This window comes from Dyella agri (assembly GCF_044904705.1).
In the GTDB taxonomy this organism is placed as follows: Bacteria; Pseudomonadota; Gammaproteobacteria; order Xanthomonadales; family Rhodanobacteraceae; genus Rhodanobacter_A; species Rhodanobacter_A agri.
In genome coordinates this window covers 353,988-379,488 of sequence record NZ_JADIKL010000003.1, presented here as the reverse complement: position 1 = coordinate 379,488, position 25,501 = coordinate 353,988, and the positions used below count along the sequence as shown (strand labels likewise).

At 68.6% G+C, this 25,501-nt stretch carries 23 protein-coding genes; 10 read left to right on the top strand and 13 right to left on the bottom strand.

Features of this window, described 5'->3' with window-relative positions:
- The first annotated feature begins 407 nt into the window (after positions 1–407).
- From asnB to ISP14_RS07480, 7 genes are all read left to right on the top strand, one after another.
- Positions 408–2,348, top strand: a complete 1,941-nt coding sequence (gene asnB / locus ISP14_RS07510) for an asparagine synthase (glutamine-hydrolyzing) (RefSeq protein WP_404537728.1) — start codon at positions 408–410, stop codon at positions 2,346–2,348.
- Positions 2,349–2,368: 20 nt separating this feature from the next.
- Positions 2,369–2,635, top strand: coding sequence for an acyl carrier protein (locus ISP14_RS07505; protein WP_404537726.1), 267 nt, complete (start codon positions 2,369–2,371; stop codon positions 2,633–2,635).
- Complete coding sequence (locus tag ISP14_RS07500; protein WP_404537724.1) at positions 2,632–4,197, top strand: class I adenylate-forming enzyme family protein; 1,566 nt, start codon at positions 2,632–2,634, stop codon at positions 4,195–4,197. Before ISP14_RS07505 ends, ISP14_RS07500 begins: the two co-directional genes overlap by 4 nt.
- A gap of 8 nt (positions 4,198–4,205) precedes the next feature.
- Positions 4,206–5,111, top strand: coding sequence for a peptide chain release factor N(5)-glutamine methyltransferase (gene prmC / locus ISP14_RS07495; protein ID WP_404537722.1), 906 nt, complete (start codon positions 4,206–4,208; stop codon positions 5,109–5,111).
- Positions 5,108–6,097 (top strand): NAD(+) synthase, encoded by a 990-nt coding sequence (gene nadE, locus ISP14_RS07490; RefSeq protein ID WP_404537720.1) that lies wholly within the window; start codon positions 5,108–5,110, stop codon positions 6,095–6,097. Before prmC ends, nadE begins: the two co-directional genes overlap by 4 nt.
- Positions 6,094–7,146 (top strand): hypothetical protein, encoded by a 1,053-nt coding sequence (locus ISP14_RS07485; RefSeq protein ID WP_404537718.1) that lies wholly within the window; start codon positions 6,094–6,096, stop codon positions 7,144–7,146. The genes nadE and ISP14_RS07485 overlap by 4 nt, the downstream gene beginning before the upstream one ends.
- A gap of 242 nt (positions 7,147–7,388) precedes the next feature.
- Positions 7,389–9,398, top strand: coding sequence for a winged helix-turn-helix domain-containing tetratricopeptide repeat protein (locus ISP14_RS07480; RefSeq protein WP_404537716.1), 2,010 nt, complete (start codon positions 7,389–7,391; stop codon positions 9,396–9,398).
- A 178-nt stretch (positions 9,399–9,576) separates the two neighbouring features.
- Here ISP14_RS07480 and ISP14_RS07475 read toward each other — a convergent pair whose 3' ends face one another.
- Entirely contained in the window at positions 9,577–10,164 is a 588-nt protein-coding gene (locus ISP14_RS07475; RefSeq protein ID WP_404537714.1) for a hypothetical protein, read from the bottom strand.
- A gap of 245 nt (positions 10,165–10,409) precedes the next feature.
- Here ISP14_RS07475 and ISP14_RS07470 point away from each other — a divergent pair, with 245 nt between their 5' ends.
- The 3 genes from ISP14_RS07470 (at position 10,410) to ISP14_RS07460 (ending at position 11,582) form a co-directional block, all read left to right on the top strand.
- Positions 10,410–10,769, top strand: coding sequence for a DUF1304 domain-containing protein (locus ISP14_RS07470; RefSeq protein WP_404537830.1), 360 nt, complete (start codon positions 10,410–10,412; stop codon positions 10,767–10,769).
- Between the two features lie 125 nt (positions 10,770–10,894).
- Complete coding sequence (locus ISP14_RS07465) at positions 10,895–11,107, top strand: hypothetical protein (RefSeq protein ID WP_404537712.1); 213 nt, start codon at positions 10,895–10,897, stop codon at positions 11,105–11,107.
- Positions 11,108–11,159: 52 nt separating this feature from the next.
- Complete coding sequence (locus ISP14_RS07460; protein ID WP_404537710.1) at positions 11,160–11,582, top strand: hypothetical protein; 423 nt, start codon at positions 11,160–11,162, stop codon at positions 11,580–11,582.
- Positions 11,583–11,657: 75 nt separating this feature from the next.
- Here the strand turns inward: ISP14_RS07460 and ISP14_RS07455 are convergent, their stop codons facing one another.
- The 12 genes from ISP14_RS07455 to ISP14_RS07400 form a co-directional block, all read right to left on the bottom strand.
- Positions 11,658–12,002: a RidA family protein gene (locus ISP14_RS07455; RefSeq protein ID WP_404537708.1), complete on the bottom strand. Its 345-nt coding sequence runs from the start codon at positions 12,000–12,002 to the stop codon at positions 11,658–11,660.
- Between the two features lie 84 nt (positions 12,003–12,086).
- Positions 12,087–13,946 carry a dihydroxy-acid dehydratase gene (gene ilvD, locus ISP14_RS07450; RefSeq protein WP_404537705.1) on the bottom strand — a complete coding sequence of 620 codons (1,860 nt, stop codon included), beginning with the start codon at positions 13,944–13,946 and terminating at the stop codon, positions 12,087–12,089.
- A gap of 38 nt (positions 13,947–13,984) precedes the next feature.
- Complete coding sequence (ilvA, locus tag ISP14_RS07445; RefSeq protein ID WP_404537703.1) at positions 13,985–15,550, bottom strand: threonine ammonia-lyase, biosynthetic; 1,566 nt, start codon at positions 15,548–15,550, stop codon at positions 13,985–13,987.
- The gene (ilvN, locus tag ISP14_RS07440; RefSeq protein ID WP_404537701.1) at positions 15,547–15,825 is read right to left on the bottom strand and encodes an acetolactate synthase small subunit; all 279 of its coding nucleotides are present in this window, start codon (positions 15,823–15,825) and stop codon (positions 15,547–15,549) included. The genes ilvA and ilvN overlap by 4 nt, the downstream gene beginning before the upstream one ends.
- Before the next feature lie 172 nt (positions 15,826–15,997).
- On the bottom strand, positions 15,998–17,797 hold the full coding sequence (gene ilvB, locus ISP14_RS07435; RefSeq protein WP_404537828.1) for a biosynthetic-type acetolactate synthase large subunit: 1,800 nt from the start codon (positions 17,795–17,797) through the stop codon (positions 15,998–16,000).
- 101 nt (positions 17,798–17,898) lie between these two features.
- Positions 17,899–18,240, bottom strand: coding sequence for a VOC family protein (locus ISP14_RS07430; protein WP_404537699.1), 342 nt, complete (start codon positions 18,238–18,240; stop codon positions 17,899–17,901).
- A 73-nt stretch (positions 18,241–18,313) separates the two neighbouring features.
- On the bottom strand, positions 18,314–19,333 hold the full coding sequence (gene ilvC, locus ISP14_RS07425) for a ketol-acid reductoisomerase (protein ID WP_404537697.1): 1,020 nt from the start codon (positions 19,331–19,333) through the stop codon (positions 18,314–18,316).
- 235 nt (positions 19,334–19,568) lie between these two features.
- Complete coding sequence (gene leuB, locus ISP14_RS07420; protein WP_404537695.1) at positions 19,569–20,666, bottom strand: 3-isopropylmalate dehydrogenase; 1,098 nt, start codon at positions 20,664–20,666, stop codon at positions 19,569–19,571.
- A complete protein-coding gene (gene leuD / locus ISP14_RS07415) occupies positions 20,663–21,244 on the bottom strand; it encodes a 3-isopropylmalate dehydratase small subunit (RefSeq protein ID WP_404537693.1) in 582 nt (193 codons plus the stop codon). Before leuD ends, leuB begins: the two co-directional genes overlap by 4 nt.
- A 178-nt stretch (positions 21,245–21,422) precedes the next feature.
- A complete protein-coding gene (gene leuC, locus ISP14_RS07410; RefSeq protein WP_404537691.1) occupies positions 21,423–22,835 on the bottom strand; it encodes a 3-isopropylmalate dehydratase large subunit in 1,413 nt (470 codons plus the stop codon).
- Positions 22,832–23,836 (bottom strand): branched-chain amino acid transaminase, encoded by a 1,005-nt coding sequence (locus tag ISP14_RS07405; protein WP_404537689.1) that lies wholly within the window; start codon positions 23,834–23,836, stop codon positions 22,832–22,834. The genes leuC and ISP14_RS07405 overlap by 4 nt, the downstream gene beginning before the upstream one ends.
- Before the next feature lie 14 nt (positions 23,837–23,850).
- A complete protein-coding gene (locus ISP14_RS07400; RefSeq protein WP_404537687.1) occupies positions 23,851–25,440 on the bottom strand; it encodes a 2-isopropylmalate synthase in 1,590 nt (529 codons plus the stop codon).
- Positions 25,441–25,501: the final 61 nt, after the last annotated feature.

Genomic DNA, 25,501 nt, shown 5'->3' with positions numbered 1-25,501 from the left:
GGCGGTCCCCGCCATCCCCACTGTGCGGCCATCCGCATGGCCGGCCCCTCTGCCCTGCCACCATGCATCGCAACGGCGACGCGTGGCAGCCGAGAAATGTGATACGCATCACATATGCTACGGCGTCCTTATATACTTCGGATAAGGCTGTCAGGCCAGCGCCGCCCTGCAGGCGCTGGCCGAAAGAGGCGGGTCGGCGCGTACGGGCCCGCTAATCGAGAACGTGCAGGAAGGCGCTTGCGCCATACGCGGCAGGGGTAAAACAGGGGGCGCGATATGGGTTCCATCGACCTGTACTTGGATCCGGCTGTGCGGTCCGGCTGCCTGTTGCCCGGGCCCGGGCCGGCGCGTCGCTGCGGTTTGCCCAACGCGGCATACCCGGCCGGCGGCACCGGGTAGCCCTGGCCATGTGCGGCATCGCCGGCTTCATGGGTATCCCGGACGCGCCCGACGTAGCGCGCGCCACGCTCGAGCGCATGATCCGCACCTTGCACCACCGCGGCCCGGACGGCTACGGCTTCCACGTCGACGGCGGCGCAGGGCTTGCGCATGCGCGGCTGGCGGTGATCGATCTGGTGACCGGCGCGCAGCCGATCGCCAACGAGCGCGGCAACGTTTGGACGGTGTTCAACGGCGAGATCTTCAACTACCGCACGCTGCGCGCGGAGCTTGAACAGCGCGGCCACCGCTTCGCCACGCAGTCGGATACCGAAGTCATCGTGCATCTGTACGAGGAACACGGCGACCGCTTTGTGGAACATCTGAACGGCGATTTCGCCATCGCGCTGTGGGACGGCGAGCGCCGTCGCCTGGTGCTGGCGCGCGACCGTTGCGGCGTGCGACCGTTGTACTTCACCCGCGCGGCAGGGCGGCTGTGGTTCGGCTCGGAGATCAAGGCGCTGCTGGCGTGCGCGCCCGGGCGGGCGCGGATCGATCCGGCCGGCCTCGCGCAGAGCTTCACCTACTGGGGGCCGATCGATCCGGGCAGTGTGTTCGCCGGCGTCGAGAGCCTGCCGCCCGGGCATCTGCTGGCCATCGAGTCCGACGGCCGCGAGTCGCTCGGCCGCTACTGGGACTGGAGCTTCCCCGGGCGGGAAACACCGTCGCAGCGGTGGCGCTCGGTGGAGCATGCCGCCGCCGAACTGCGCGAGCTGCTGACCGACGCCGTGCGCCTGCGCCTGCAAGCGGACGTGCCGCTGGGCGCGTACCTGAGCGGCGGGCTGGATTCCTCCGCCGTGGTGGCGCTGATGCGCGAGGCCGGCGCCACGCGGCTGCGCAGCTTTTCCATCGCTTTCGACGACGCCGAGTTCGACGAGAGCGAACAGCAGCAGGCGATGGTGCGCCACCTGGATTGCGAACACAGCACGCTGCGCTGCACGCGGCGTTCGATCGGCGAGGCCTTTCCTGCGCTGGTCCGCCACGCCGAGGCGCCGATCCTGCGCACCGCGGGCGTGCCGCTGATGCTGCTGGCGCAACAAGTGCGGCAGGACGGCTACAAGGTGGTGCTGACCGGCGAGGGCGCCGACGAAGTGTTCGGCGGCTACGACTTGTTCAAGGAAGCCAAGGTACGCCGCTTCTGGGCACGCCAGCCGGATTCGCATTTCCGCCCGCTGCTGCTTGGCCGTCTCTACGGCTATCTGGAGAACTCGCCGGTGCGGCACGCAGCGCTGGCGCAATCGTTCTTCGGCCGCGGCATGGAGCACCTCGACCGGCCGGTGTTCGCGCACGTGCCGCGCTGGGCCAGTTCGCGGCACGCGCTGCGCTTCCTCGCGCCTGAGCTGCACGCCAGCCTAGACGACTGGGATCCGCTCGCCTGGTACGAGCAGCGCCTGCCGCCGACGATCCACGGCTGGAGCCCGCTGGCGCGCGACCAATACGTGGAGGCCAAGACCTTGCTGGCCAGCTATCTGCTGCCCGCGCAGGGCGACCGCCCCGCGATGGCGCACTCGGTCGAGGGGCGTTTTCCCTTCCTCGACCACCGTGTGATCGAGTTCGCAAACGCCTTGCCGGACCGCTGGAAAATCCGCGGCATGACCGAGAAATACCTGCTGCGCCGCGCGTTGGACGGGTTGCTGCCCGAAGCGATCCGCAGCCGCACCAAGCAGCCCTACCGCGCGCCGGACCAATCCAGTTTCTTCGTCGACGGCGAGCCGCTGGACTACGTGGCCGAGCTGATGGGCGAGGCGCGCATCCGCGACGCCGGCTACTTCGATGCGCCCGCGGTGGGCCGGCTGTTCGAGAAGTGCCGGCACGGGCGGGCGATCGGCTTCGCCGACAACCAGGCCTTCGTCGGCATCCTCTCGACCATGCTGGTCCACGAACACTTCGTGCGGCGGGCTGCCGCATGATTCTTGCCACGGAGCCCTTGATGTCCACCGACGCCACCAGCGTGCGCACCAGCGTCCGCGACTACATCCTGGAAAACCTGTTGTTCAGCAGCGACCCGAACGAGCTGCCGGACGACGTTTCGCTGCTCGACCGCGGCATCATCGATTCCACCGGCGTGCTGGAGCTGGTGCTGTTCCTCGAAGAGCACTTCGGCCTGCGGATCAAGGCCAGCGAAATGCTGCCGCAGAACTTCGACTCGGTGAACGCCATCGTGGCCTTCGTCGAACGCACGCGGAGCGTGGCGTGAAACCTGGCCGCCCGCCACGCCGCCTGCTGCACGATGCGCTGTTGGAGCACGGCACCGACCCGGTGCGCGCGCAGCGTGTCGCGGTGGCGGTGGAGGGGCGGCCTTACAGCTACGGCGAATTGCTCGACGCCGCCAGCCGCCTCGCCGGCGCGCTGCGGCAGCGCGGCGTGGGCCGCGGCGACCGCGTGGCGATCTACATGGACAACACCTGGCCCTGCGTGGTGGCGATCTTCGCCACATTGCTGGCCGGCGGCGCGTTCCTCGTCATCAATCCACTGGCCAAGTCGGACAAGCTGGGCTTCATGCTCGACGACAGCGGCGCGCGCGTGCTGCTCAGCGACGGCCACATCGCGCACGAGTTCGCGCCCTTGTTGCCCGACCGCCCCGCGTTGCGCGTGATCGCCTCGGGGCAGTTGCCCGAAGGTCTTGCCGTCGAGGCCTTTAGCGACGTGCTCGCTGCCAGCGAACCGCTGCACGAGCCGCCTGCCACCATCGCGCTGGACCTTGCCGCGCTGATCTACACCTCGGGCAGCACGGGCCAGCCCAAGGGGGTGATGCACACGCATCAGTCCATGCTGTTCGCGGCCGGCAGCCTGATCCAGTACCTGCGCCTGGCCCGCTCGGACCGCATCCTGTGCACCTTGCCGCTGGCCTTCGACTACGGCATGTACCAGTGGCTGATGGCCGTGCAGCTGGGTGCCACCCTGGTGCTGGAACGCTCCTTCGCGTTCCCCGCGCAGGTGTTCGCGCGCATGGAGGAATTCGGTGCCACCGTATTCCCCGGCGTGCCCACCATCTTCGCCATGCTGCTTTCCGCGCACCGCCGCGAGCCGCTGTGTTTTCCATCCGTCACGCGTGTCACCAACACCGCCGCCGCACTGCCCGACGAGCAGGCGCTGCGGCTGCGCGAGATCTTCCCGAACGCGCTGATCTACAAGATGTACGGCCTCACCGAGTGCAAGCGCGTGTGCTATCTCGAACCGGAACTGCTGGAGGCGAAGCCCGGCTCGGTGGGCAAGGCGATTCCCGGCACCGAAGTGTTCCTGCGTTCGCCCGAGGGCGAGCCGGTGACGCCCGGCGAAGTCGGCATCCTGCACGTGCGCGGACCGCACGTGATGCTGGGTTACTGGAACCGGCCCGACCTTTCCGCGCAGATGCTGCGGCCTGGCCCGCTGCCCGGCGAGCGCGTGCTGTGCACGCACGACTGGTTCCGCATGGATGCGGAGGGCTTCCTCTACTTCGTGGGCCGCAGCGACGACATCATCAAGACGCGCGGCGAGAAGGTGAGCCCGGTGGAAGTGGAGAACGCATTGCACGCGATCGACGGCGTGCGCGAGGCGGCGGTGGTGGGCGTGCCCGACGAACTGCTGGGCGAAGCGATCCGCGCCTACGTGGTGCTGGAGCCGGGCGCGGCACTGACCGTGCCGCAAATCCGCGCGCAGTGCATGCGCAAGCTGGAAAGCTTCATGGTGCCGCAGCAGATCGTGCCGTGCCTGGAGCTGCCGCGCACCACCACCGGCAAGGTCAGCCGCAAGGCGCTGCTAGAACATCCCCCTGTCTGAGGCGTGCCATGGACGCGTTCTATCAATCTCTGCACTACCGCCTCGCCATGGGTCTGCAGGTCCTGCCGGACAAACCCGAGGAAAATCCGGACAACACCTTGCACGCGCTGTGGCATGCCGCTGCCGGCCAGCCCCGTTCAGTCGCCACCGCCATGCAGGCGGCGTTGCCGCCGCTGGCCGATGAGGCGCGACAGAACCTGCGCGAGCTGGTCGAACGCCGGTTGGCCGGCGAACCGCTGGCCTACCTCACCAGCCGCGGCCACTTCATGGGGCTGGAGTTGCTCGCCGGACCCGATGCCTTGATTCCGCGCACGGAAACCGAGTTGCTGGCGCGCGCTTGCACGGAGCTGCTGCAGTCGGCCTTGGCACACCATCCCGTGCGGGTGATCGATGTCTGCACCGGTTCGGGCAACCTCGCCTTCGCCATCGCCCATCATGTGCCAGGTGCCGAGGTGTTCGGTGCCGACATCAGCGCCGAGGCCATTGCGCTGGCCACGCGCAATCGCGAACACCTGGGCTTGTCGCGGGTGGCGCTGCGCTGCGGCGACCTGCTGGCACCGTTCGATGCCGGTTTCGACGGCACGGTCGATCTCGTGGTCTGCTCGCCGCCTTACATTCTCAGCACGAAGGTGGAGCAGATGGCGCGGGAAATTTCCGCGCACGAACCGCGGCTGGCCTTCGACGGCGGCCCGCTCGGCGTAAGCATCCTGCTGCGCCTGCTGGAGGAGTCGCCGCGCCTGCTGCGCGCCGGCGGCTGGCTGGCCTTCGAGGCGGGCCTGGGGCAGGGGCCGGCGATGCATCGGCGGCTGGAGCGCGACAGCCACTACGACGAAGTGCGCGCATGCACCGACGAGCGTGGCGACATCCGAGCGATCCTCGCTCGCCGCGCCCCGGCGCAGGAACATCGGACATGAACGGGCTGGGCCCGGACGTATTCGCGCTGGACTACGCCGCCGAGGCTGAGCGCATCGCTGCGCGCCTGCGCGAAACCACCGCGCGCGAGCTGCACAAGCGCGGCCTGGTGGTGGCGATCTCCGGCGGCGTGGACAGTTCGGTCTGCGTCGCGCTGGCGGTGCGCGCGCTGGGTGCGCAGCGCGTGCTGGCGCTGATCCTGCCCGAGCGCGATTCGGCCTCCTCCAGCGCGCGCAACGCGCAGGTGCTCGCCGCGCATCTCGGCGTGCACGCGGAAACCGTGGACATCGCCCCCACCCTGGCCGCGATCGGTTGCTACGCCGCGCGCGACGAGGCCGTGCGCCGGGTGCTGCCCGGGTACCGCGAGGACTGGCGCATGAAGATCGCGATCGCCGGCGGCAGCGAGGGCGCGATCAACCATTTCAGGCTGATCGCCGAGTCGCCCGACGGCGCGCGCCACGCATGCGACCTGCCGCTGGCCGAATACCTGCAGATCGTCGCCGCCACCAACTTCAAGCAGCGCGTGCGCAAGACGCTGGAGTACTACCACGCCGACCGCCTCAACTACGCCGTGGTGGGGACGCCGAACCGGCTGGAATACGACCAGGGATTCTTCGTGAAGAACGGCGACGGTTCCGCCGACATCAAGCCCATCGCCCACCTGTACAAGACCCAGGTCTACGGCCTGGCGGCACATCTCGGCCTGCCCGAGTGCGTGGCCACCGCACCGCCCACCACCGACACCTACAGCCTCGCGCAGGGCCAGGACGAGTTCTACTTCGCGTTGCCGTGGCCGCAGATGGATCTCGCGCTGTGGGCGCTGGAACATGAACGCCCGGCCGCCGAACTCGCCGCCGCGCTGGATGTATCCGAAGGTGCTGCCGAGGCGATCTACACCGACATCCGCAACAAACGGCGCAGCACGCGCTACCTGCACCTGCCGCCGTTGCTGCTGAGCGAGGAGGCACCCGCGGAGCCGCCGCGATGAACGGTGCCGCCGCGTCCGGCTACCGCACCGAAGTTGCCGAGCTGCCGCGCGATCGGGATGTGGTGCTTGCGCTTTGGAACGGCAACCTGGGCGATCCTGCGCGACACGCCGGCAAGCTCGACTGGTTCTATCAGCACCATCCGTTCGGCGAACCCCTGTTGCAGCTGCTGCGCCACGACGGCGAGGTGATCGGCAGTTGCGGCGTGGCGCCGCGGCGCATGCTGTGGCGTGGCCGCGAGATCCGCGCCGGCCTGCTCGCCGATATGGCGGTGGACGCACGCCATCGCACGCTGGGGCCGGCCTTGATGCTGCAGGAATCGCTGCTTGCCGCAGCGACGGATCGCTTCGACCTTGTCTACGGCTTCCCCAATCGCAAGTCGCTGCCGGTGGTGAAACGCCTGGGCTTCGCCGTGCTCGGCGAAATGCCGCGCTACTCGCGGGTGCTGCGCCATGCCGGTTACCTGCAGCGCAGCTTGCCGCGCTGGCTGGCGCTGCCGCTGGGCGGCCTGCTCGACGCGAGCTTCGCCCTGCGCGATCGTTTGCAGACGCTGGGGGCGCCGCGCCTGGTGGCGACCTGGTCCGAACAGGTCGACCCGCGCATGGAGGCGCTGTGGCAGGCCTCGTCGCACGGGCAAGGGCTGCTGGGTGCGCGCGACACAGCCATGCTGCGTTGGCGTTTCGACCAGACACCGCTGGGTCATACGCGCTATCTGTTGCTGAGCGACAGCGCCGACGGCCCGTTGCGCGCCTGGTTCGCCTGCGAGGTTGTCGGCAGCGTGTTGCGTGTATGCGACTACTGGTGCGTGCGTGGCACGGCGGGCATCGACATCGCGCTGGTGTTGGCGCTGGTGCGCATCGCGCACCGCGGCCGCCATGCATCGATTTCGCTGGAGCATGCCGCCTCCGTCGAACAGCTGGCGGGCTGGCAGCGCGCAGGTTTCGTCTGCCGCGACAGCCAGCCGGTGGTGGGCAAGTGGCTGGGGGGTGGCCCGGCACCGGCCGCCATGGCGCAGGACTGGTATCTGACGGCGGGGGATGAGGACGAGTAGGCAAGAAGGCCGTCGGCAAGAACTGCCCGCTGGCCGACGAGCTGCTGGATGACACGGAGGCAATTCGCCGCCTGTTCGTAGAAGTCGCGGCGCCCACGCCGGTGCCGGAACCCCGAGCCCGCGGCCGCCGGCAGGCGCGCCGCATAGCCTCCGCGTCATGGGTAACCGCCCGGTCGCTTGCCCTATGCCATGATGCGGTTCGTCGCGGCGTCATCTGCTTCATCGTTCCGCAAGGAGCCGACGTGGAGGGCGAGGGGAGGTTTCGGTATATCGCATTCGACGCGGTCGAGATCGATCTCGACGGCCGGCGCCTGAGCGTGGGTGGCCGCGACGTCGCGCTGGAGCCCAAGGCATTCGACGTGCTGGCGTTGCTGGTGCAGGCGCCGGGCAAGGCGTTCTCGCGCGACGAACTGCTCGACGCGGTCTGGGGCCATCGCCACGTCACGCCCGGCGTGTTGAATCGCGTTGTCACACTGGTTCGCCACGCACTTGGCGAGAGCGCCGGCAGCACGCGCTACATCCACACCTTGCATGGCGTCGGCTACCGCTTCGATGGGGTCGTGCGGCGCTTCGCGCAGCGTGCAGGGTCGTCAGAAGAACGCGCCGCAGCCGAAGGCGTCGCATGGGCAACGCCATCGGCGGCGATATCGGAGCCGGACGATGCGCCTGAGACACTGCCGTCCGCGGCCGGTATCGGAGAGCAGGTGAAGGATACGCCGACTGCTGCCGCGCCCACCGTGTCGGCGAAGCCGCTCCGCCGGTCGGGGTGGCCCGGGCTTTGGCTGCTCGCGGCGACGCTGGTGGTTGTCGCCGTCGGCGCCTTGCTTTGGTGGCGGGCGAATCCCGCGAAACCGGCGGTTGCGCCGCAGTCCACCCTGGTGGTGCTGCCGCTGCGCGCGATCGGCGACGACAAGGGCGAGGCCGTCTTCGCCGATGGGCTGAGCGAGGAGTTGACCACGGCGCTCGCGCGCGTCGACGGCTTGCGCCTGATCGCCAGTGTTTCGGCCGCACGGGCGCGCGAGCAGGGACTCGACGCGGTACAGCTGGCCGAACGCCTGCACGTTACCCATGCGATCGAGGGCAGCCTGCGCGAGTCGGGCGATGCGCTGCGCATCGACCTGCGCCTGGTCGAAACACCGTCGGGGCGCACGGTGTGGGCGCAAAGCTACGATCGCCGGATGAAGGACGTCTTCGGCGTGCAGCAGGAAATCGCGCAGGCCGTGGCATCGGCCCTGGCGCTGCACCTGCCGCTGGACCGTGTCGCGGCGAAGCCGCCCGATCCCGCGGTGTTCCGCGAATACCTGCGGCTGCGCCACATCTTCCTCACGCGTCCCGACGACGCGGACTACGCCAAGGCCGAGGTCGCGCTGAATGCGCTGGCCGCGCGTGCGCCCGATTTCGCGCCGGTGCACGGCTTGCTCGCGCTCAACCTCGCCACCCACTTCGAGCCGGGGCGCGAACAGGAGGCGCTGCCGGAAGCCATGCGGGCGTTGCGGATCGATCCCGACAACGTGTACGCACATGCCGTACTGGGCGAACTGGCCTGCCAGCGCGACGAATGGAACGACGGCATGCGGGAGCTGCGGGCGACGCTGGCGCGCAACCCGACCGATCCGATCATGAACTCGCTGGTGGGCATGCGCCTGGCGGGGCTTGGCTACGGCGAGGAGGCGCTGCGCCTGGCCCAGGTCGGCTACGCGATGGATCCGCTGAGCTACTGGGCGGTCGCCAATCTCGGCGCCCAGCTCGATACGCTGGGCCGCCACGCGGAGGCACGGTCCTATCTCGATACCTTGCCGGGTCTGGCCGGCAAACCCGACGTCGAGACCGACGAGCTGCGCTGGCGCAACGCCGTCTGGCGCAAGGACCTGGCCGGCGCGCGCGACATCGCCGCGCACATGCCCGACGACTTTGCGCAGAAGCCGCTGTACGTCGCGTTCAGCGCGGCGCTTGCCGATCCCGCACTGTGGCCGCAGGCGCTGGCGCAACTGCACGCGGCGCAGCAGGCTAGCGGCACGCCGCTGTTGTTGCAGCTGCAGGTGCCGCAACCCGACCAGGCGATGGCATTGCGCTTTTTCGAAAACAACTGGTTCTTCTACGGCAGGCTGTTGTGGGTGCGCGAGTACGCGGCAATCCGGCAAGGCCCGGCATTCTCCGATTTTCTGCGGCGCACGAAGATGCTGGCCTACTGGAACGCGAACGGCTGGCCGCCGCAGTGCAAGCCCGACGGCGACGGCGCGCGCTGCGAGTGACCGCGATGCGTTTCGTCCCGGCCTCCACTGCTGGCTGGGGAAGCCGGAGCGGATCCGGTACCAGCAAGAAGCTGCCAGAACTCGCGGATCGGTCGCCCGGCGACCGATCCGCGACCGGCCATCCGTGGCCGGGTCGAGCGCCCGGAAAATGCACTAACTCCCGGGGTCCGGGCGGCGCCTAGGACAAAGGCTGCATCGCGCAGGTCACCTTGGTGTTCCAGTCGGCGAAGCTGCCCTTCGGGTTGTCCTGCCAAGCCCATACGTGCAGGTAATAGGCCTGCGGCAGGCCAAAGCGGTTCGGCACCTGCAACAGGTTCATCAGATTGCCGGCCACCTCGGGCGGCGGGCCGTTCGGGTGGCGTGCCGCCCAGTCGGCGGCGACCTCGATGAACTCCACGCCTACCAGGCGCATCGAGCCGTCCGCCATCGGCTCGTAGATCAGCGCTTCCGGCGCGCTCGGGTCGAGCACGCCGTCGGCGATGCGCGACGGGTTCACCACATGGACGCCCATGGCACCGGTATCCGGCCCGCTCACGCACGGCGTGGCGACCACCCAGCCGGTCTCCTTGTGCAAGGCCACGTTGATGTCCTTGTATTTTGCGGTTGCGAGGCGGATTTCCTGCACCAGCGGCGAATTGGCATCGGCGCTCATGCCTTGCGGCATGTTCATGGACGTTGAATCGCCCAGTGGTGCCGCCTGGGCATAGGCGGGCGGCAGCGCCAGTGCCAGCATGGAAATGGCGATGAAGCATGCGTGACGTGACATGATCCCCTCCGGTCGGTTCGGCAGCGATGGAATGGTCGGCGACAGGCCTTGTCGCCGTTCCAGCCTGCTCCCGGCCTTGTCCGGAAGCTTGAGGACAGGCTTGGGCAATCGCGAGGAAATCGTTTGGAAAGCTTGGGAAACGGCATGAGCTGCGGTTTCCCGGTCACCAGGGGCGGCAACACGCAACGGCCGTGTTGCGGAACGGGCTGCGAAGCTTGGAACGTGGAATCTGGAGGGGGCTTATGGTGGCGACAATCTCCGAAATCGTGGTGCTGCTGGTGGCCTTGCTGCACGGCTATTTCCTGATGCTGGAAATGTTCCTCTGGGACAAGCCGGCTGGGAGGAAGGCCTTCGGCATGTCGAAAGAGCAGGCGGCAGCGACAAAGGTGCTGGCGGCAAACCAGGGCCTGTACAACGGCTTCATCGCCGTCGGTTTGCTGTGGGGCCTGATCCGGGGCGCGGCAGGTTACGAATTCAAGGTCTTCTTCCTGCTGTGCGTGGTCGTCGCGGGCGTCTATGGCGCGGTGACGGCCAGCCGGAAGATCCTCTACGTGCAGGCGCTTCCCGGTCTGCTGGGGTTGTTGCTGGTGCTGTCGCCGAGCTGAAGGCTGCAGCCTGGTGATCGTATTCAAGGGCTGCGCTGTCAGGTTGTTGCTACGTTGAAGCCGCGACCGCTTCGCGGTACGCAAATTTAGGTGTCAGGTGCTGTCATATAACTTCAGGGAAGGTCATGCTTGAACGCAATCGTAAGCGAGTCCAGCAACTCACTGGTGCAGAGATCTGGGTGTTTATTGTCGCCAGAGCTCTGCTGGGTTTCGCGCTCGGAGTCTTCGCAGCAATCTACTTTCCTCGTTTCGCCACACAGCTTGCTTGGCCAGCTCTCATTCTGGGTGCGGTGTTGTTCATGATTGCCGCAAAGGGCCTGCTCCGCCGTGGGGCGTAACACATCATCCAAATGGATGGTCCGACGCCACTCAATTTGGACGTAACGCACCATGAAGATACCCGTTCAAAAGATAGGGCTGCTTGTGATCCTGGTCAGTTCTGCGTGCGCATCTGCCATGCAGGCAAAAGTCCGCTTCATAAAGTTTCCAGACCGTGATGCGGAGACACTGGGGGAAATCGACAAATTATCCGTAAACATAACGTGCAGCCGGATATCGCGGCTTTCAAACATTCCAGAGCTGTATGACATCCACATGGGTTATGAAATGCCAGCGCAGAATGCTTTCGAAGCAGTACCTAGACTCGGCGCCGCCGCAGTTGACTTGCGGAAGTGGAGCAATGTCATAGGAGTCTCGCTTCCGGCAAACCCGGATGACGCATCGTGCTTTTCTGTGACCGTTACAGCGGAGGGGCGGGGCGACGGGGTTTCCGTGGTCACCCACAAATGGACCGGCCGTGAACTTGGCTTCTAGATTTGCTTAGCACCTCGTTGAATGCTGGCGGCTTCACCGTCGCTTGGTAACTAGCGTCAGTCGCGACCAGCCATTTCAGGCCGCTGCGGTGACGACGATCTCGACCTTCCATTCCGGATCGGCCAGGCGCGCCTGTACCGTTGCGCGCGCCGGCGCGTTGCCGGGGACGACCCAGGCATCCCAGGCGCGATTCATGCCGGCGAAGTCGTCGATGTCGGCGAGAAAGATCTGCGCGCGCAGGATGCGTGTCTTGTCGCTGCCGGCCTGGGCCAGCAGATCGTCGATCGCGGCGAGCACCTGCCGTGTCTGCCCCTCGATGTCGTTGCGGGTGTCCTCGGGGACCTGTCCGGCGAGATAGACGATGCCGCCGTGGATGCTGGCTTCGGACATGCGCGGGCCGGCTTCGATGCGCTTGATCATGAGATGCCTCGATGGGGTGATGGGCAACGCAGCGTACAGCCGGCGGCGCCGCGCGCTACCGGCCGATCGACCAACGGGCGCCGCTCAGCCAGCCGCGGCGCCGAGCCGGCCGAGGTCGCGTACCGCGCCATTTGCGGCATTCGACGCCAGTGCCGCATAAGCCTGCAGCGCGACCGACACCGGGCGCGTGCGGTTCTGCGGTTTCCACGCGTCGCGGCCGCGCGCCTGCATCGCGGCGCGACGGGCGGCGAGCACGTCCTCGGGCAGGTCGAGCTGGATGCGGCGCTCGGGGATGTCGATCACGATGGGGTCGCCGTCTTCGACCAGTGCGATCAAGCCGCCTTCGGCGGCCTCCGGCGAGACGTGGCCGATGGACAGGCCCGAGGTGCCGCCGGAGAAGCGGCCGTCGGTGATCAGTGCGCAGGCCTTGCCCAGGCCTTTCGACTTCAGATAGCTGGTGGGGTAGAGCATCTCTTGCATGCCGGGACCGCCGCGCGGGCCTTCGTAGCGGATCACCACCACGTCGCCGGCCTTCACCTTGTTGCCGAGGATGCCGCTCACCGCGGCTTCCTGGCTTTCGTAGACCCTGGCGGTACCGTTGAAGCGCAGGATGGAATCGTCCACGCCCGCGGTCTTCACGATGCAGCCTTCCGGCGCGAGGTTGCCGAACAGCACGGCGAGGCCGCCGTCGTGGCTGAAGGGCGTGCAGGCGGAACGGATCACGCCACGCGCGCGGTCGGTGTCCAGCGACTCCCAGCGCGCGGACTGGCTGAAGGCGGTCTGCGTGGGCACGTTGCCGGGTGCGGCGCGATAGAAGGTGTGCACCGCTTCATCGTTGCTGCGCACGATGTCCCACTGTGCCAGCGCCTCGCCCAGCGTGGGCGCGTGCACGGTGGGGCGCGTCGTGTCGATCAGCCCGGCGCGGTCCAGCTCGCCCAGGATGGCCATGATGCCGCCGGCGCGGTGCACGTCTTCCATGTGCACGTCGCTCTTCGCGGGCGCCACCTTGCACAGACAGGGCACGCGGCGGGAGAGGCGGTCGATGTCGGCCATGGTGAAGTCCACGCCGCCTTCGCGCGCCGCTGCCAGCAGGTGCAGCACGGTGTTGGTGGAGCCGCCCATCGCAATATCCAGGCTCATCGCGTTCTCGAACGCGGCACGGTTGGCGACGCCGCGGGGCAGTACGCTGGCGTCGTCGTGCTCGTACCAGCAGCGGGCGAGCTCCACGATGCGGCTGCCGGCGCGGCGGAACAGCTGCTCGCGGTCGGCGTGCGTGGCCAGCACCGAGCCGTTGCCGGGCAAGGCCAGCCCCAGCGCCTCGGTGAGGCAGTTCATCGAATTGGCGGTGAACATGCCCGAACAGGAGCCGCAGGTGGGGCAGGCCGAGCGTTCCACCGACGCCACCTCGGCATCGCTGTAGCTGTCGTCGGCGGCCACCACCATGGCGTCGATCAGGTCGAACTTGCGCTGCACACCTTTCATCACCGCCTTGCCGGACTCCATCGGGCCGCCGGAGACGAAGATGGCAGGGATGTTCAGCCGCATCGCGGCCATCAGCATGCCGGGGGTGATCTTGTCGCAGTTGGAGATGCACACCAGCGCGTCGGCGCAGTGCGCGTTGGCCATGTATTCCACGCTATCGGCGATCAGCTCGCGCGAGGGCAGCGAATACAGCATGCCGCCGTGGCCCATGGCGATGCCGTCGTCCACCGCGATGGTGTTGAACTCCTTGGCCACGCCGCCGGCGGCCTCGATTTCGCGTGCAACCAGCTGGCCGAGGTCCTTCAGGTGCACGTGGCCGGGCACGAACTGGGTGAAGCTGTTCGCCACCGCGATGATGGGCTTGCCGAAATCCCCGTCCTTCATGCCCGTGGCGCGCCACAGGCTGCGAGCGCCGGCCATGTTGCGGCCATGGGTGCTGGTGCGGGAACGGTAAGCAGGCATGTGTTTCGTACTCCGGGAATCGATGTGAATGTGTGGTGTCAGCTGCGCAGCAACAGGCGATAAGCGGCGTTGTCGCTCTCGTCGCAATGCGGGTAGCCGAGTGTTTCGAGGAAGCGGCGCAGCGCGGTCTGTTCGTCGGCCGGCACCTGGATGCCGACCAGGATGCGGCCGTGGTCGGCGCCGTGGTTGCGGTAATGGAACAGGCTGACGTTCCAGTCCGGATGCAGGCGGGCAAGGAAGTCGGGCAGCGCGCCGGGGCGCTCGGGGAAGTCGAAGCGGTACAGCCGTTCGTCCTGCGCCAGCGGCGAGCGTCCGCCCACCATATGGCGCAGGTGCAGTTTGGCCAGCTCGTCGTCGCTGAGGTCGAGCACGGCGAAATCCTGCGCGCGGAACACAGCGGCCAGCGCCGCGCGTTCGTCGCGGCTGGCGGTCTGCACACCGACGAAGATGTGCGCCTGACACGCGTCGCCGATGCGGTAGTTGAATTCGGTGATGTTGTGCCGGCCCAGCGCGGCGCAGAAACGGCGGAAGCTGCCGCGCTCCTCGGGGATGGTCACCGCGAACAGCGCTTCGCGCTGCTCGCCGGCTTCGGCGCGCTCGGCCACGAAACGCAGGCGCTCGAAGTTCATGTTGGCGCCGGAGACGATCGCGGCGAGCGTCGCGCCCTGCAGCTGGAGGGTGGCGGCGTACTGCTTCAGCCCGGCCAGCGCCAGCGCGCCGGAGGGCTCCGGTACGCTGCGGGTTTCCTGGTAGACATCGCGGATCGCGGCGCACAGAGCATCGCCGTCCACGCGCAGCACTTCGTCCACGTGGCGGCGGCACAGCGCGAAGGTGAGTGCGCCCACCTGCTTCACCGCGGTGCCGTCGGCGAACAGGCCCACTTCGCTGAGAGCCACGCGCGCGCCGCTTTCCAGCGAGCGTGCCATCGCGTCGGAGTCGTCCGCCTGCACGCCGATCACTTTCGTTTGCGGCGACAGTGTCTTGATGTAGCTGGCCACGCCGGCGAGCAGGCCACCGCCGCCCACCGGCACGAACACCGCATCGGGTGCAGGGCACTGGCGCAGCAGTTCCATGCCCACGGTGGCCTGGCCGGCGATCACGTCGAGGTCGTCGAAGGGGTGCACGAACACCAGGCCGCGCTCGGCCTGCAGGCGCGCGGCCGCGGCCTGGGCGTCGCTGTAGGAATCGCCGGCCAGCAGCACGTCCACGAAGTCGCCGCCGAAGCGGCGCACCGCGTCCACCTTCACCTGCGGCGCGGTCACCGGCATCACGATTACCGCGCGGATGCCCAGCTTCGCCGCTGCCAACGCCACGCCTTGCGCGTGGTTGCCGGCCGAGGCGGCGATCACGCCGTTCACCCGTTCGGCAGCGCTTAGCGCGGCCATGCGGTTGTAGGCGCCGCGCAGCTTGAACGAGAACACCGGCTGCAGATCCTCGCGCTTCAGCAACACGCGGTTGCCGATCCTCGCGGACAGCAATTCGGCGGATTCCAGCGGCGTCTCGCGCGCCACCTCGTACACGCGCGCCGCCAGCGTGCGGCGCAGCAGCTCCAGGTCGGACGGTGCGTCGTCGCGTTCCGCGCGCGTGGCGAGCCGTGCGTTCATGCCGGCGTGGCGGCGAACCGGCTGCCGTCGCGGCTACCCACCAGCGACAAGCTGCTCGCATCCAGCACGTCGACCAGCTTGCGCAGCTGGCGCAGGATCTGTTCCAGCGTGCCCTCGTCGCCGTGCATCACCAAGGTGAGCTGCGACATCGCCGGGTCATGCGTGGTCGCCACGGTGAGCGCGTCGATGTTGACGTGGCGCGCGGCGAACAGCCCGGCCACGCGCACCAGGGCGCCGGATTCGTTCTGCAGCAGGATGGACAGGGTGTGTTTCATGGCTGTGCTCCGCATGGCGACAACGCGAACCTTGTTGGGTGGAATCCCTCTCCCACCGGGAGAGGGTGCCGGCAGGCGGGTGAGGGTGCGGGCGGAGCGAGGCGCTTCGCTTTGGCCGTACCCTCATCCGGCCCTTCGGGCCACCTTCTCCCGGAGGGAGAAGGGATGAAGCTCAGAACATCGATGTAGAAGGAATCTCGTTTGTTTCGACGGAACCCGTGCTGCGCGACGGAATGAAATCTCCGGTGATCATCTGGGCATAGGTGGCGCCTGGCCCCACCATCGGATAGACGCCGGCATCGGGATCGATCATCACTTCCAGGAAGGCCGGGCCATCGAAGGCGAGGAAGTCGGCGATGGTGGATTCCAGCTGCGCCTTGTCCGCCAGCCGGCGCGCCCAGCCGAAGCCGTCGGCCTGCGCGGCGAGTACGAAGTCCTTCTTGTGCAGGCTCTTGTCCGAGGCGGCGAAGCGCCGGCCGAAGTACAGCTTCTGCCACTGCCGCACCATGCCGTCGCCGCTGTTGTTGAGCACGACGACCTTCAGCGGCAAGCCGTAGGTGGTGACGGTCTCCAGCTCGCCGAGGTTCATGCGGATGCTGGCATCGCCGTCGATGTCGATCACCAGCGCGTCGGGCCGCGCGAACTGCGCGCCGACCGCCGCAGGCAGGCCGAAACCCATCGTGCCCATCGAGCCGGAGGTGAGCCATTGCCGCGGCGCGCGAAAGTCGAAGTACTGTGCGGCCCACATCTGGTGCTGGCCCACGCCGGTACTGACGATGGCGCGGCCCTTGGCGTGATGGTTGATCGCCTCGATCACCGCCTGCGGCTGGATCAGCGCATTCGCGCGGTCGTAGCCCATCGCATGCTGCTGCTTCAGCGCGGCGACGTGGGCGTGCCAGTCGTCCAGCGCGGGACGGATGCCGCGGCTCTGGCCGTAGCGGGTCAGCCGTTCCAGCGCGGAGCGCAGCGGGCCCACATGCTGCCAGTCCACCGGTTTCACCTTGCCGATCTCGGCGGGATCGATATCGACCTGCGCGATGAATTTCGCGCGCGGCGCGAACTTCGCGGGCACGCCGGCCACGCGGTCGTCGAAGCGTGCGCCCAGCGCGAACACGAAATCGCAATCCTCCACCGCGTAGTTCGCGTAGGCGGTGCCGTGCATGCCCAGCATGTGCAGCGCCAGCGGCTCGGTGCTGTCGAACGCGCCCAGGCCCATCAAGGTGGTGGTGACCGGCAGGCCGAACGCGTCGGCGAACACGCGCAGCGCCACCGCCGCCTCCGCCGCGATCACGCCGCCGCCGGCATAGATCAGCGGGCGCTTCGCCTGCATCAGCGCGGCGAAGAACGCGGCGCAGGCCTCGTCGTCCAGCCGGGACTCCTCCACCGCGCGCAGGCGCGCGCGGTAGCCGGGGATGCTCAGGCGGCAGCCGCCGTCGAAACGCAGCGTGGCGTTCTGCACGTCCTTCGGCACGTCCACCACCACCGGGCCGGGCCGGCCGCTGCGGGCGATCTCGAACGCGGTGCGCAGCGTGGCTTCCAGCTGCGCGACGTCGGTGACCAGGAACACGTGCTTGGCGCAGGCGCCCATGATGTTGCTGACCGGCGCCTCCTGGAACGCATCGCTGCCCAGCGACGAGGTGGGCACCTGGCCGCAGATCGCCACCAGCGGAATCGAATCGGCCATCGCGTCGCGCACCGGCGTCACCATGTTGGTGGCACCGGGGCCGGAGGTGACGATGGCCACGCCCACCTTGCCCGAGGCGCGCGCGTAGCCCGCGGCCATGAAGCCCGCACCCTGCTCGTTGGCGGGCACGATCAGCGGCATCGGTTCGCGGCCGTCGGCCGACGCGTGGTCGGCGTTGTAGCGGAACACGGCGTCGTACACCGGCAGGATCGCGCCGCCGGAATAGCCGAACAGCACGCCGGTGCCTTCGTCGGCCAGTACCTGCACGATCGCCTCGGCGCCGGTCATGGCGTGGCCGGCGAGCGGATGCAGCTGGGAGGCGGTAGGCGCGTGGGCGCTCTGCGTGGTGGCGGTCACGATGGATTCCTGGGTGGGGAGTAGGGCGGGCATCAATTGCGGATCAGGTCGCGCTCGACCGCCGGGTGCACCGGCACGCCGAAGGTGGCGATGATCTGCAGGTCCTGCTCCAGCGTGGAGAAGCGTTCCCACGCGATGCCGTTCACGTCGGTGCTGCTGGTGAAACCCTGCACGGCGTCGTCTTCGAAGCCGAGCTGGCAGATCTGGCCGGCTTTTTCGGGTTGCTGGCGGATCGAGAAGTTGAGGCTGTCGGTGCGCCACATGGCGTAGATGCCATAGACCAGGGCTTGCGGCGGCTGGCCCAGGCGCTTGCTGTAGTCGGCGATGGAGGCGTCCAGGTCGGCGACGGCCAGGGCGATATGGAAGCGTTTCATGGCGTACCTCGTTCTGCTTTCGTGCGTGGTGGAACGGGCCGCGCGATGCGTCGCGCGCGGCCCGGTGTCGGCCTCAGCCGACCTTCTTCAGCGGTTCGGCGGCGGGCTTCGGCGCATGGGCCTGCAGCCAGGGCATGCGGGCGCGCAGCTTCTTGCCCACCTGCTCGACCGGGTGCTCCAGGTCGGCCTGCTTGAACTTCTTGTAGTTCGGCAGGCCGGCGTTGTACTCGGCGATCCAGTTGCGCGCGAAGGTGCCGTCCTGGATGTCCTTCAGCACGCCTTGCATGCGCTGCTTCACGCCGGCGTCGATCACGCGCGGGCCGCTGACGTAGTCGCCGTACTGCGCGGTCTCGGAGACGAACTCCAGCATCTTGGTGATGCCACCCTCGTAGAACAGGTCGACGATCAGCTTCAGCTCGTGCAGCACTTCGTAGTAGGCGATCTCCGGCTGGTAGCCGGCCTCGACCAGGGTTTCGAAACCGGCCTGCACCAGCGAGCTGGCGCCGCCGCACAGCACGGCTTGTTCGCCGAACAGATCCGTCTCGGTCTCTTCCTTGAAGTCGGTCTTGATCAGCATGGCGCGGCCGCCGCCGATGCCGTCGGCATACGCGTGGGCCTTCGCCTCGGCCTGGCCGGACACGTCCTGGTGCACCGCCCAGATGCACGGCACGCCGCGGCCGCGTTCGTATTCGGTGCGCACCAGTGCGCCCGGGCCCTTCGGCGCCACCAGGATCACGTCGATGTCTTTGCGCGGATCGATCTGCTGGAAGTGCACGTTGAAGCCGTGCGCGAACAGCAGGGCGGCGCCGGGCTTGATGTTTGGCTCGATGCTCTCGGTGTAGAGCTTGGGCTGCACCATGTCGGGGGTGAGCACGGCAACCAGGTCGGCGCCCTTCACCGCCTCGCCCGGCTCGGCCACGGCGAAGCCTTCGGCGCGTGCCTTCTCCCACGAGGGGCCGCCCTTGCGCAGGCCGACCACGACATCGAGGCCGGAGTCGCGCAGGTTGAGGGCGTGGGCGCGGCCCTGGCTGCCGAAGCCGAGGACGGCGATGCGGGCCGTGGCCAGCGTGTCGTTGGTGGTGCTGCTGCTCATGCGGTGACTCCTTCGTTGACGGTGACGTGGATGCGGTGGGCGGTAGTGACGGGCGCGGGTGCGCGACGGGTGGTGGTTGCCTCCCCTGCGCGCGTCGAGGCGCCTGACAGGGGGTTGCGACGGAAGCACGCCGGGGAGAGGGCGGTCGTCGCCGGCGGCGCCGCAGGCGGCGCGCAGGGGAGGGCAAAGGTGGCGAAGGCGCGATCGCCTTCGCCGTAAATGCGCGGGCGAGTGCTCAGCCGCATGAGCGTGCTCCGCTGAAGAAGGCGCGCTCGGTGCCGGCGTGTTCTTCCAGCGCCGCCAGCACGGCATCGCGCACCTCGGCGGTGCTGGCGCTGCCGCCGATGTCGCGGCTGCGCGGACCATGCTGCAACACGTGGTCGACGGCGGCTTCCACCGCCTGCGCCTCGGCCTCCAGCTGCAGCGAGTGGCGCAGCAGCAGCGCGGCGGAGAGGATGGTGCCGATCGGATTGGCGATGCCCTTGCCGGCGATGTCGGGCGCCGAACCGTGGATGGGTTCGTACAGTCCGGTGCGGCCCTCGCCGATGGACGCCGAAGGCAGCAAGCCCAGCGAGCCGGCCAACGCGGCGGCCTCGTCGGTGAGGATGTCGCCGAACAGGTTCTCGGTGACCACCACGTCGTAGCTGCCGGGTCGGGTCAGCAGCAGCATCGCCATCGAGTCGACCAGCTGGTGCTCCAGCGTGACGTCGGGGTAGTCGGCAGCCACGCGCGTGACGGTGCGGCGCCACAGCCGCGAGGTCTCCAGCACGTTGGCTTTGTCCACCGAGGTGACGTGGCGGCGGCGGCCGCGCGCCAGCTCGAAGGCGCGGCGGGTGACCCGCTCGATCTCGGCCTCGGTGTACTTGCACTCGTCGGTGGCGTAGTCGGCACCCTTGGTCTTGGCGCCGAAGTAGGCGCCGCCGGTCAGTTCGCGCACGAACAGCACGTCGACGTCCTTCAGCTTCTCGTCCTTCAGCGGCGACAGCGCGGCCAGCGCGGGATGCACGGTCAGCGGGCGCAGGTTGGCGTAGACGCCCAGACCGGCGCGCAGGGCCAGCAGGCCTTGCTCGGGGCGCACCTTCGCGTTCGGGTCGGACCACTTCGGGCCGCCCACCGCGCCCAGCAGCACCGCGTCGGCGGCCTGGCACGCGGTCAGCGTCGCGGCGGTCAGCGGCTCGCCGGTGGCGTCGATCGCGGCGCCGCCGGCCAGGTGCTCGTCGAACGAGAACGCGTGTTCGTAGTGGGTGGCCACCGCTTGCAGCACGGCAACCGCCGCCGCAGTGACCTCGGGGCCGACGCCGTCGCCGGGCAGGGTGACGATGCGTGCCTTCATGCAGCCTTCTCCTGGTGTTCGTAGTGGGTGATCGCGTCGCTGTGCTGGAGCAGGAAACCCAGCTGGTCGACGCCGTGCAGCAGGCAGTGGCGCGCGAACGGTTCCAGCTCGAAGCCGATGCGGCCGCCGTCGGGCAGCGCGATGTACTGGCCTTGCACGTCGATGGTCAGTTCGACGCCCGGATGCGCCAGCAGCCAGCGGTGCTCGGCGGCGGAGATCACGATGGCAAGCAGGCCGTTCTTCAGCGCGTTGTTGCGGAAGATGTCGGCGATCTCGCTGCACAGCACCGCACGGACGCCGTAGTCCAGCAGCGCCCACGGCGCATGCTCGCGCGAGGAACCGCAACCGAAGTTGCGGCCGGCCACCACGATGGCGCAGCCCTTCGCCGCCGGCTGGTTGAGCGGGAAAGCCGGGTTGTCGCTGCCGTCGGGCAGGTAACGCCAGTCGTTGAAGCAGAGCTTGCCCAGGCCTTCGCGGGTGGTGGTGGTGAGGAAGCGCGCCGGGATGATGCGGTCGGTATCGATGTTCTCGTCCGGCAGCACGGCGGTGCGCGAATGGATGCGGGTGACGGGGCGCATTAATGAAATTCCTCGCTGGTTGCGTTCGCCTCCTCTCCCCTTTGGGGAGAGGATTGAGGTGAGGGGCGGGTGCTCGCGGTGATGTGCATCGAAGCGCGCTCCGATGCGAGGGCATCGCAAGAGCGCCCCCTCACCCCAACCCTCTCCCCGCAGGGGAGAGGGAGAAAAACCAGCGCGTTCATGCGGCCACCTCCGTCAGGTACGCGCGCGGATCGGCGATGGCACCGGCGACGGCGGAGGCCGCGGCGGTGGCCGGGCTGGCCAGCACGGTGCGCGCGCCCTTGCCCTGGCGACCCTCGAAGTTGCGGTTGGAGGTGGAGACGACCAGCTGGCCCGGCTGTGCCAGGTCGCCGTTCATCGCGATGCACATCGAGCAGCCGGGCACGCGCCACTCGGCGCCGGCGGCGCGGAACACTTCGTGCAGGCCTTCTGACTCGGCGTCGCGGCGCACCGCTTCGGAGCCGGGCACCACCAGCATGCGCACGCCGCTGGCGACGCGGCGGCCGCGCAGCACCTGCGCGGCTTCGCGCAGGTCGGACAGGCGCGAGTTGGTGCAGCTGCCCACGAACACTACGTCTACCTTGGTGCCTTGCATGGGCTGGCCGGCGCGGCTGTGCATGTAGTCCAGCGCGCGCTGCTCCATCGCATTGCGCGCGGCGGGCACCGGGGCGTCCATCGCGATCGCCATGCCGGGATGCGTACCGTAGGTGACGGTGGGCTTCACCGCACCGGCATCGATGCGGACTTCGCGGTCGTACTGCGCGCCCGCTTCGGTATGCAATGTGCGCCAGTGCGCCACCGCACGATCCCACGCTTCGCCCTGCGGCACGCGCGGGCGGCCTTTCAGCCACGCGAACGTCGTTTCGTCCGGCGCGATCAGGCCGGCGCGCGCGCCGGCTTCGATCGACATGTTGCACACCGTCATGCGCTCTTCCATCGACAGCTTCTCGATGGCCGCGCCGCGGTATTCGATGACGTGGCCGGTGCCGCCGTCCACGCCGATCGTGCCGATGATGTGCAGGATCAGGTCCTTCGCGCCCACGCCGGCCGGCAGTTCGCCGTCGACGTGGATCGCCAGCGTCTTCGGCTTGCGCTGCAGCAGGCACTGCGTGGCCATCACGTGGCCCACTTCGGTGGTGCCGATGCCGAAGGCCAACGCTCCAAATGCACCGTGGGTGGAGGTGTGGCTGTCGCCGCAGACGATGGTGTTGCCCGGCTGCGTCGCGCCCAGCTCCGGGCCGATCACGTGCACGATGCCGCGCTCGCTGCTGTCCCAACCGTGCAGCTCGACGCCGAACTCGCCGCAATTTTTCTCCAGCTGCGCCACCTGCGCCTGCGCTTCGGCGTTCGCATACGGACGCGTGCCGTCGGCGTTCGCCGGCAAGGTGGGCGTGGAGTGGTCCAGCGTGGCCAGCGTGCGGTCCGGGCGGCGCAGCTTCAGGCCGCGCGCGCGCAACTCGTCGAAGGCCTGCGGCGAGGTGACTTCGTGCACCAGGTGCAGGTCGATGTACAGGATCGCCGGCGTGGCGGCGCTTTCGGGCGCGACGACGTGCGCGTCCCAGATCTTTTCGAACAAGGTCTTTGCGCTCATGCCATGACTTCCATAGGAGCGGGCTGCTGTTGAGGAGTGCGGCCATGGATGGCCGCTGTTGGGCTTTCGCGGTCAGGGATGGCCGCATTGGTAAAGCTCAACCAATCCCACTTGTCTTCGGTGCGGCCGTCGAACAGGCCGAAGAAGGCGTCGCGCAGCGCGCGCGTCACCGGGCCGGGCGTGCCGCTGCCCACCGGCTTGCGGTCCACCGAGCGCACCGGGGTGATCTCGGCGGCGGTGCCGGTCATGAACATCTCGTCCGCCGTGTACAGGGCCTCGCGCGGCAGGTCGCGCTCTTCCACCGCGATGCCCAGTTCGGCGGCCAGCGTGATCACGCTGTCGCGAGTGATGCCGGCGAGGATGCCGGCGCTGGACGGCGGGGTGAGCAGCTTGCCGCGCTTCACCAGGAACAGGTTTTCGCCGGCGCCTTCGCTGAGCAAGCCGTTGTGGCCCAGCGCGATACCCTCGTCGTAGCCGCCGCGGCGCGCCTCCAGGCCGATCAACTGGCTGGACAGGTAGTTGCCGCCGGCCTTGGCCCAGCTGGGGAGAGTGTTCGGCGCGGGGCGGTTCCACGAGGACACGCAGACGTCGGCGCCACGCTCGGCGGCGTCGCCCAGGTACGCGCCCCATTCCAGCGCCATGATCGCCACGTCCACCGGCGAACCGGTCCTGGGCAGCACGCCCAGGCCGCCGGCGCCGCGGAACACGATGGGGCGCACGTAAGCGGATTTCATGCCGTTGGCGCGGATCAGCTCATGGCAGGCGGCATCGATCTCGGCCTCGCTGTAGCCGATCTCGATCTCGTAGACCTTGGCCGACTCGAACAGGCGCCGCGTGTGGTCGGCGAGGCGGAAATAGGCAGGGCCGTTCGGCGTGGCATACACGCGCTCGCCCTCGAACACCGAGGAACCGTAATGCAAGGCGTGCGCGCTGACGTGGACGCCGGCTTCGGCCCAGGGCTTGATGCGTCCGTTGTGCCAGATGAAAGGTGTGTGGCTCATGGAGGTTTCCGTGGTTACAGGCGGGCGGCTGCCGCCGGCGCGGTCGCCGGGGCCTGCCGCTCGATACGGTTGACGATGGCCAGCGCGGCCTGCGCGGTGGCTTCGACGATGTCGGTGCTGACGCCGTGGCCGCGCCAGTCGCGTGCGGCATGGCGCGCCACCAGCTGGGCCTGGCCCTGGGCGTCGCCGCCTTCGCTGACCGCGCGCACCTGGAATTCGGTGACGTCCAGCGTGCTGCCGGTGGCCCGCTCGATCGCACGCAGCACCGCGTCCACCGGGCCGTCGCCGATCGCTGCCTCGCCGGCCTCGCGGCCGTCGTCGTGGGCCAGCCTCACCGAGGCCGAGGCGCTGCCGCCCAGGTGCGTGCTGGTGTTCAGCTGCACCAGCCGCCACGGACCCAGCGCCTCGGGGTCCTGGCCCAATGCGATGGCTTCCAGATCCTCGTCGTGCACCTCGCGCTTCTTGTCGGCCAGCGCCTTGAAGCGCGCGAAGATGCCGTCCATCGCCGCGTCGTCCGGGGTGTGGCCCAGCACCTGCAGGCGCTGGCGCAGCGCGGCGCGGCCCGAATGCTTGCCCAGCACCAGCTTGGTCTCGGCGATGCCGACGTCCTGCGGACGCATGATTTCGTAGGTGCCGCGGTGCTTCAGCATGCCGTGCTGGTGGATGCCCGACTCGTGCGCGAACGCGTTGTCGCCGACGATCGCCTTGTTGCGCTGAACCGGCTGGCCGGTGAGCTGGGACAGCAGGCGCGAGGCCGGGTACAGCTTGCGCGTGTCGATGCGGCTGTCGGTGCCGAAGTAGGCGCCGCGCACTTTCAGCGCCATCACGATCTCCTCCAGCGCGGCGTTGCCGGCGCGCTCGCCGATGCCGTTGATGGTGCATTCCACCTGGCGTGCGCCCGCGCCGACCGCGGCGAGGCTGTTCGCCACCGCCAGGCCCAGGTCGTTGTGGCAGTGGCTGGAGAACACCACGTGCTCGGCACCGCGCACGTTGGCGCGCAGCCAGGCGAAACGTTCGGCGATCTCGGCGGGCGTCATGTAGCCCACCGTGTCCGGCGCGTTGAGTGTGGTGGCGCCGGCATCCGCGGCGGCGCCGAACACCTCGGCCAGGAATTCCGGCTCGGTGCGCATCGCGTCCTCGGCGGAGAACTCCACCTCGTGGCACAGGCCGCGCGCCCGTTCCACCGCGGCCATCGCGGCATCCAGCACCTGTTGCTTGCTCATGCCCAGCTTGTGCTCGCGGTGCAGCGGACTGGTGGAGATGAACACGTGGATGCGCGAGCGCCGGGCCTGCTCCAGCGCGCGGCCGGCGCTGTCGATGTCGCCGTTCTGGCAGCGCGCCAGCGCGCAGACGGTGGTGTCGCGCAGGGTGGAGGCGATCTGTGCGACCGCAGCAAAATCGTCCGGCGATGCCTGCGGGAAGCCCGCTTCGAGCACGTCCACGCCCAGCGCTTCGAGCATCTGCGCCATGCGCAGCTTGGCGCGCCGGTCCATCGAGAAGCCGGGTGTCTGTTCGCCGTCGCGCAAGGTGGTGTCGAAGATGCGCACGCGCTCGGCGACTACGTCGCCGGCCTCGTTTTGTTCGTTGTGCTGCTGGGTTTTCATCGCTGGCTCCGCTGTGGGAATGCGGTGCCGAGGGCAACAAAAAACCCCGCGCCATTTCTGG

Excerpts from the sequence above, each read along its gene's own strand:
- leuC (WP_404537691.1), bottom strand. The coding sequence starts at position 22,835 with ATGAGCGCAAAGACCTTGTTCGAAAAGATCTGGGACGCGCACGTCGTC.
- leuB (WP_404537695.1), bottom strand. The coding sequence starts at position 20,666 with ATGAAGGCACGCATCGTCACCCTGCCCGGCGACGGCGTCGGCCCCGAG.
- ISP14_RS07475 (WP_404537714.1), bottom strand. The coding sequence starts at position 10,164 with ATGTCACGTCACGCATGCTTCATCGCCATTTCCATGCTGGCACTGGCG.
- ISP14_RS07505 (WP_404537726.1), top strand. The coding sequence starts at position 2,369 with ATGTCCACCGACGCCACCAGCGTGCGCACCAGCGTCCGCGACTACATC.
- ilvB (WP_404537828.1), bottom strand. The coding sequence starts at position 17,797 with ATGACCGGCGCCGAGGCGATCGTGCAGGTACTGGCCGACGAAGGCACC.
- ISP14_RS07400 (WP_404537687.1), bottom strand. The coding sequence starts at position 25,440 with ATGAAAACCCAGCAGCACAACGAACAAAACGAGGCCGGCGACGTAGTC.
- ISP14_RS07430 (WP_404537699.1), bottom strand. The coding sequence starts at position 18,240 with ATGAAACGCTTCCATATCGCCCTGGCCGTCGCCGACCTGGACGCCTCC.
- asnB (WP_404537728.1), top strand. The coding sequence starts at position 408 with ATGTGCGGCATCGCCGGCTTCATGGGTATCCCGGACGCGCCCGACGTA.
- ilvD (WP_404537705.1), bottom strand. The coding sequence starts at position 13,946 with ATGCCTGCTTACCGTTCCCGCACCAGCACCCATGGCCGCAACATGGCC.
- ISP14_RS07465 (WP_404537712.1), top strand. The coding sequence starts at position 10,895 with ATGCTTGAACGCAATCGTAAGCGAGTCCAGCAACTCACTGGTGCAGAG.
- leuD (WP_404537693.1), bottom strand. The coding sequence starts at position 21,244 with ATGCGCCCCGTCACCCGCATCCATTCGCGCACCGCCGTGCTGCCGGAC.
- ISP14_RS07460 (WP_404537710.1), top strand. The coding sequence starts at position 11,160 with ATGAAGATACCCGTTCAAAAGATAGGGCTGCTTGTGATCCTGGTCAGT.
- prmC (WP_404537722.1), top strand. The coding sequence starts at position 4,206 with ATGGACGCGTTCTATCAATCTCTGCACTACCGCCTCGCCATGGGTCTG.
- ISP14_RS07485 (WP_404537718.1), top strand. The coding sequence starts at position 6,094 with ATGAACGGTGCCGCCGCGTCCGGCTACCGCACCGAAGTTGCCGAGCTG.
- ilvC (WP_404537697.1), bottom strand. The coding sequence starts at position 19,333 with ATGAGCAGCAGCACCACCAACGACACGCTGGCCACGGCCCGCATCGCC.
- nadE (WP_404537720.1), top strand. The coding sequence starts at position 5,108 with ATGAACGGGCTGGGCCCGGACGTATTCGCGCTGGACTACGCCGCCGAG.
- ISP14_RS07455 (WP_404537708.1), bottom strand. The coding sequence starts at position 12,002 with ATGATCAAGCGCATCGAAGCCGGCCCGCGCATGTCCGAAGCCAGCATC.
- ISP14_RS07405 (WP_404537689.1), bottom strand. The coding sequence starts at position 23,836 with ATGAGCCACACACCTTTCATCTGGCACAACGGACGCATCAAGCCCTGG.
- ilvN (WP_404537701.1), bottom strand. The coding sequence starts at position 15,825 with ATGAAACACACCCTGTCCATCCTGCTGCAGAACGAATCCGGCGCCCTG.
- ilvA (WP_404537703.1), bottom strand. The coding sequence starts at position 15,550 with ATGAACGCACGGCTCGCCACGCGCGCGGAACGCGACGACGCACCGTCC.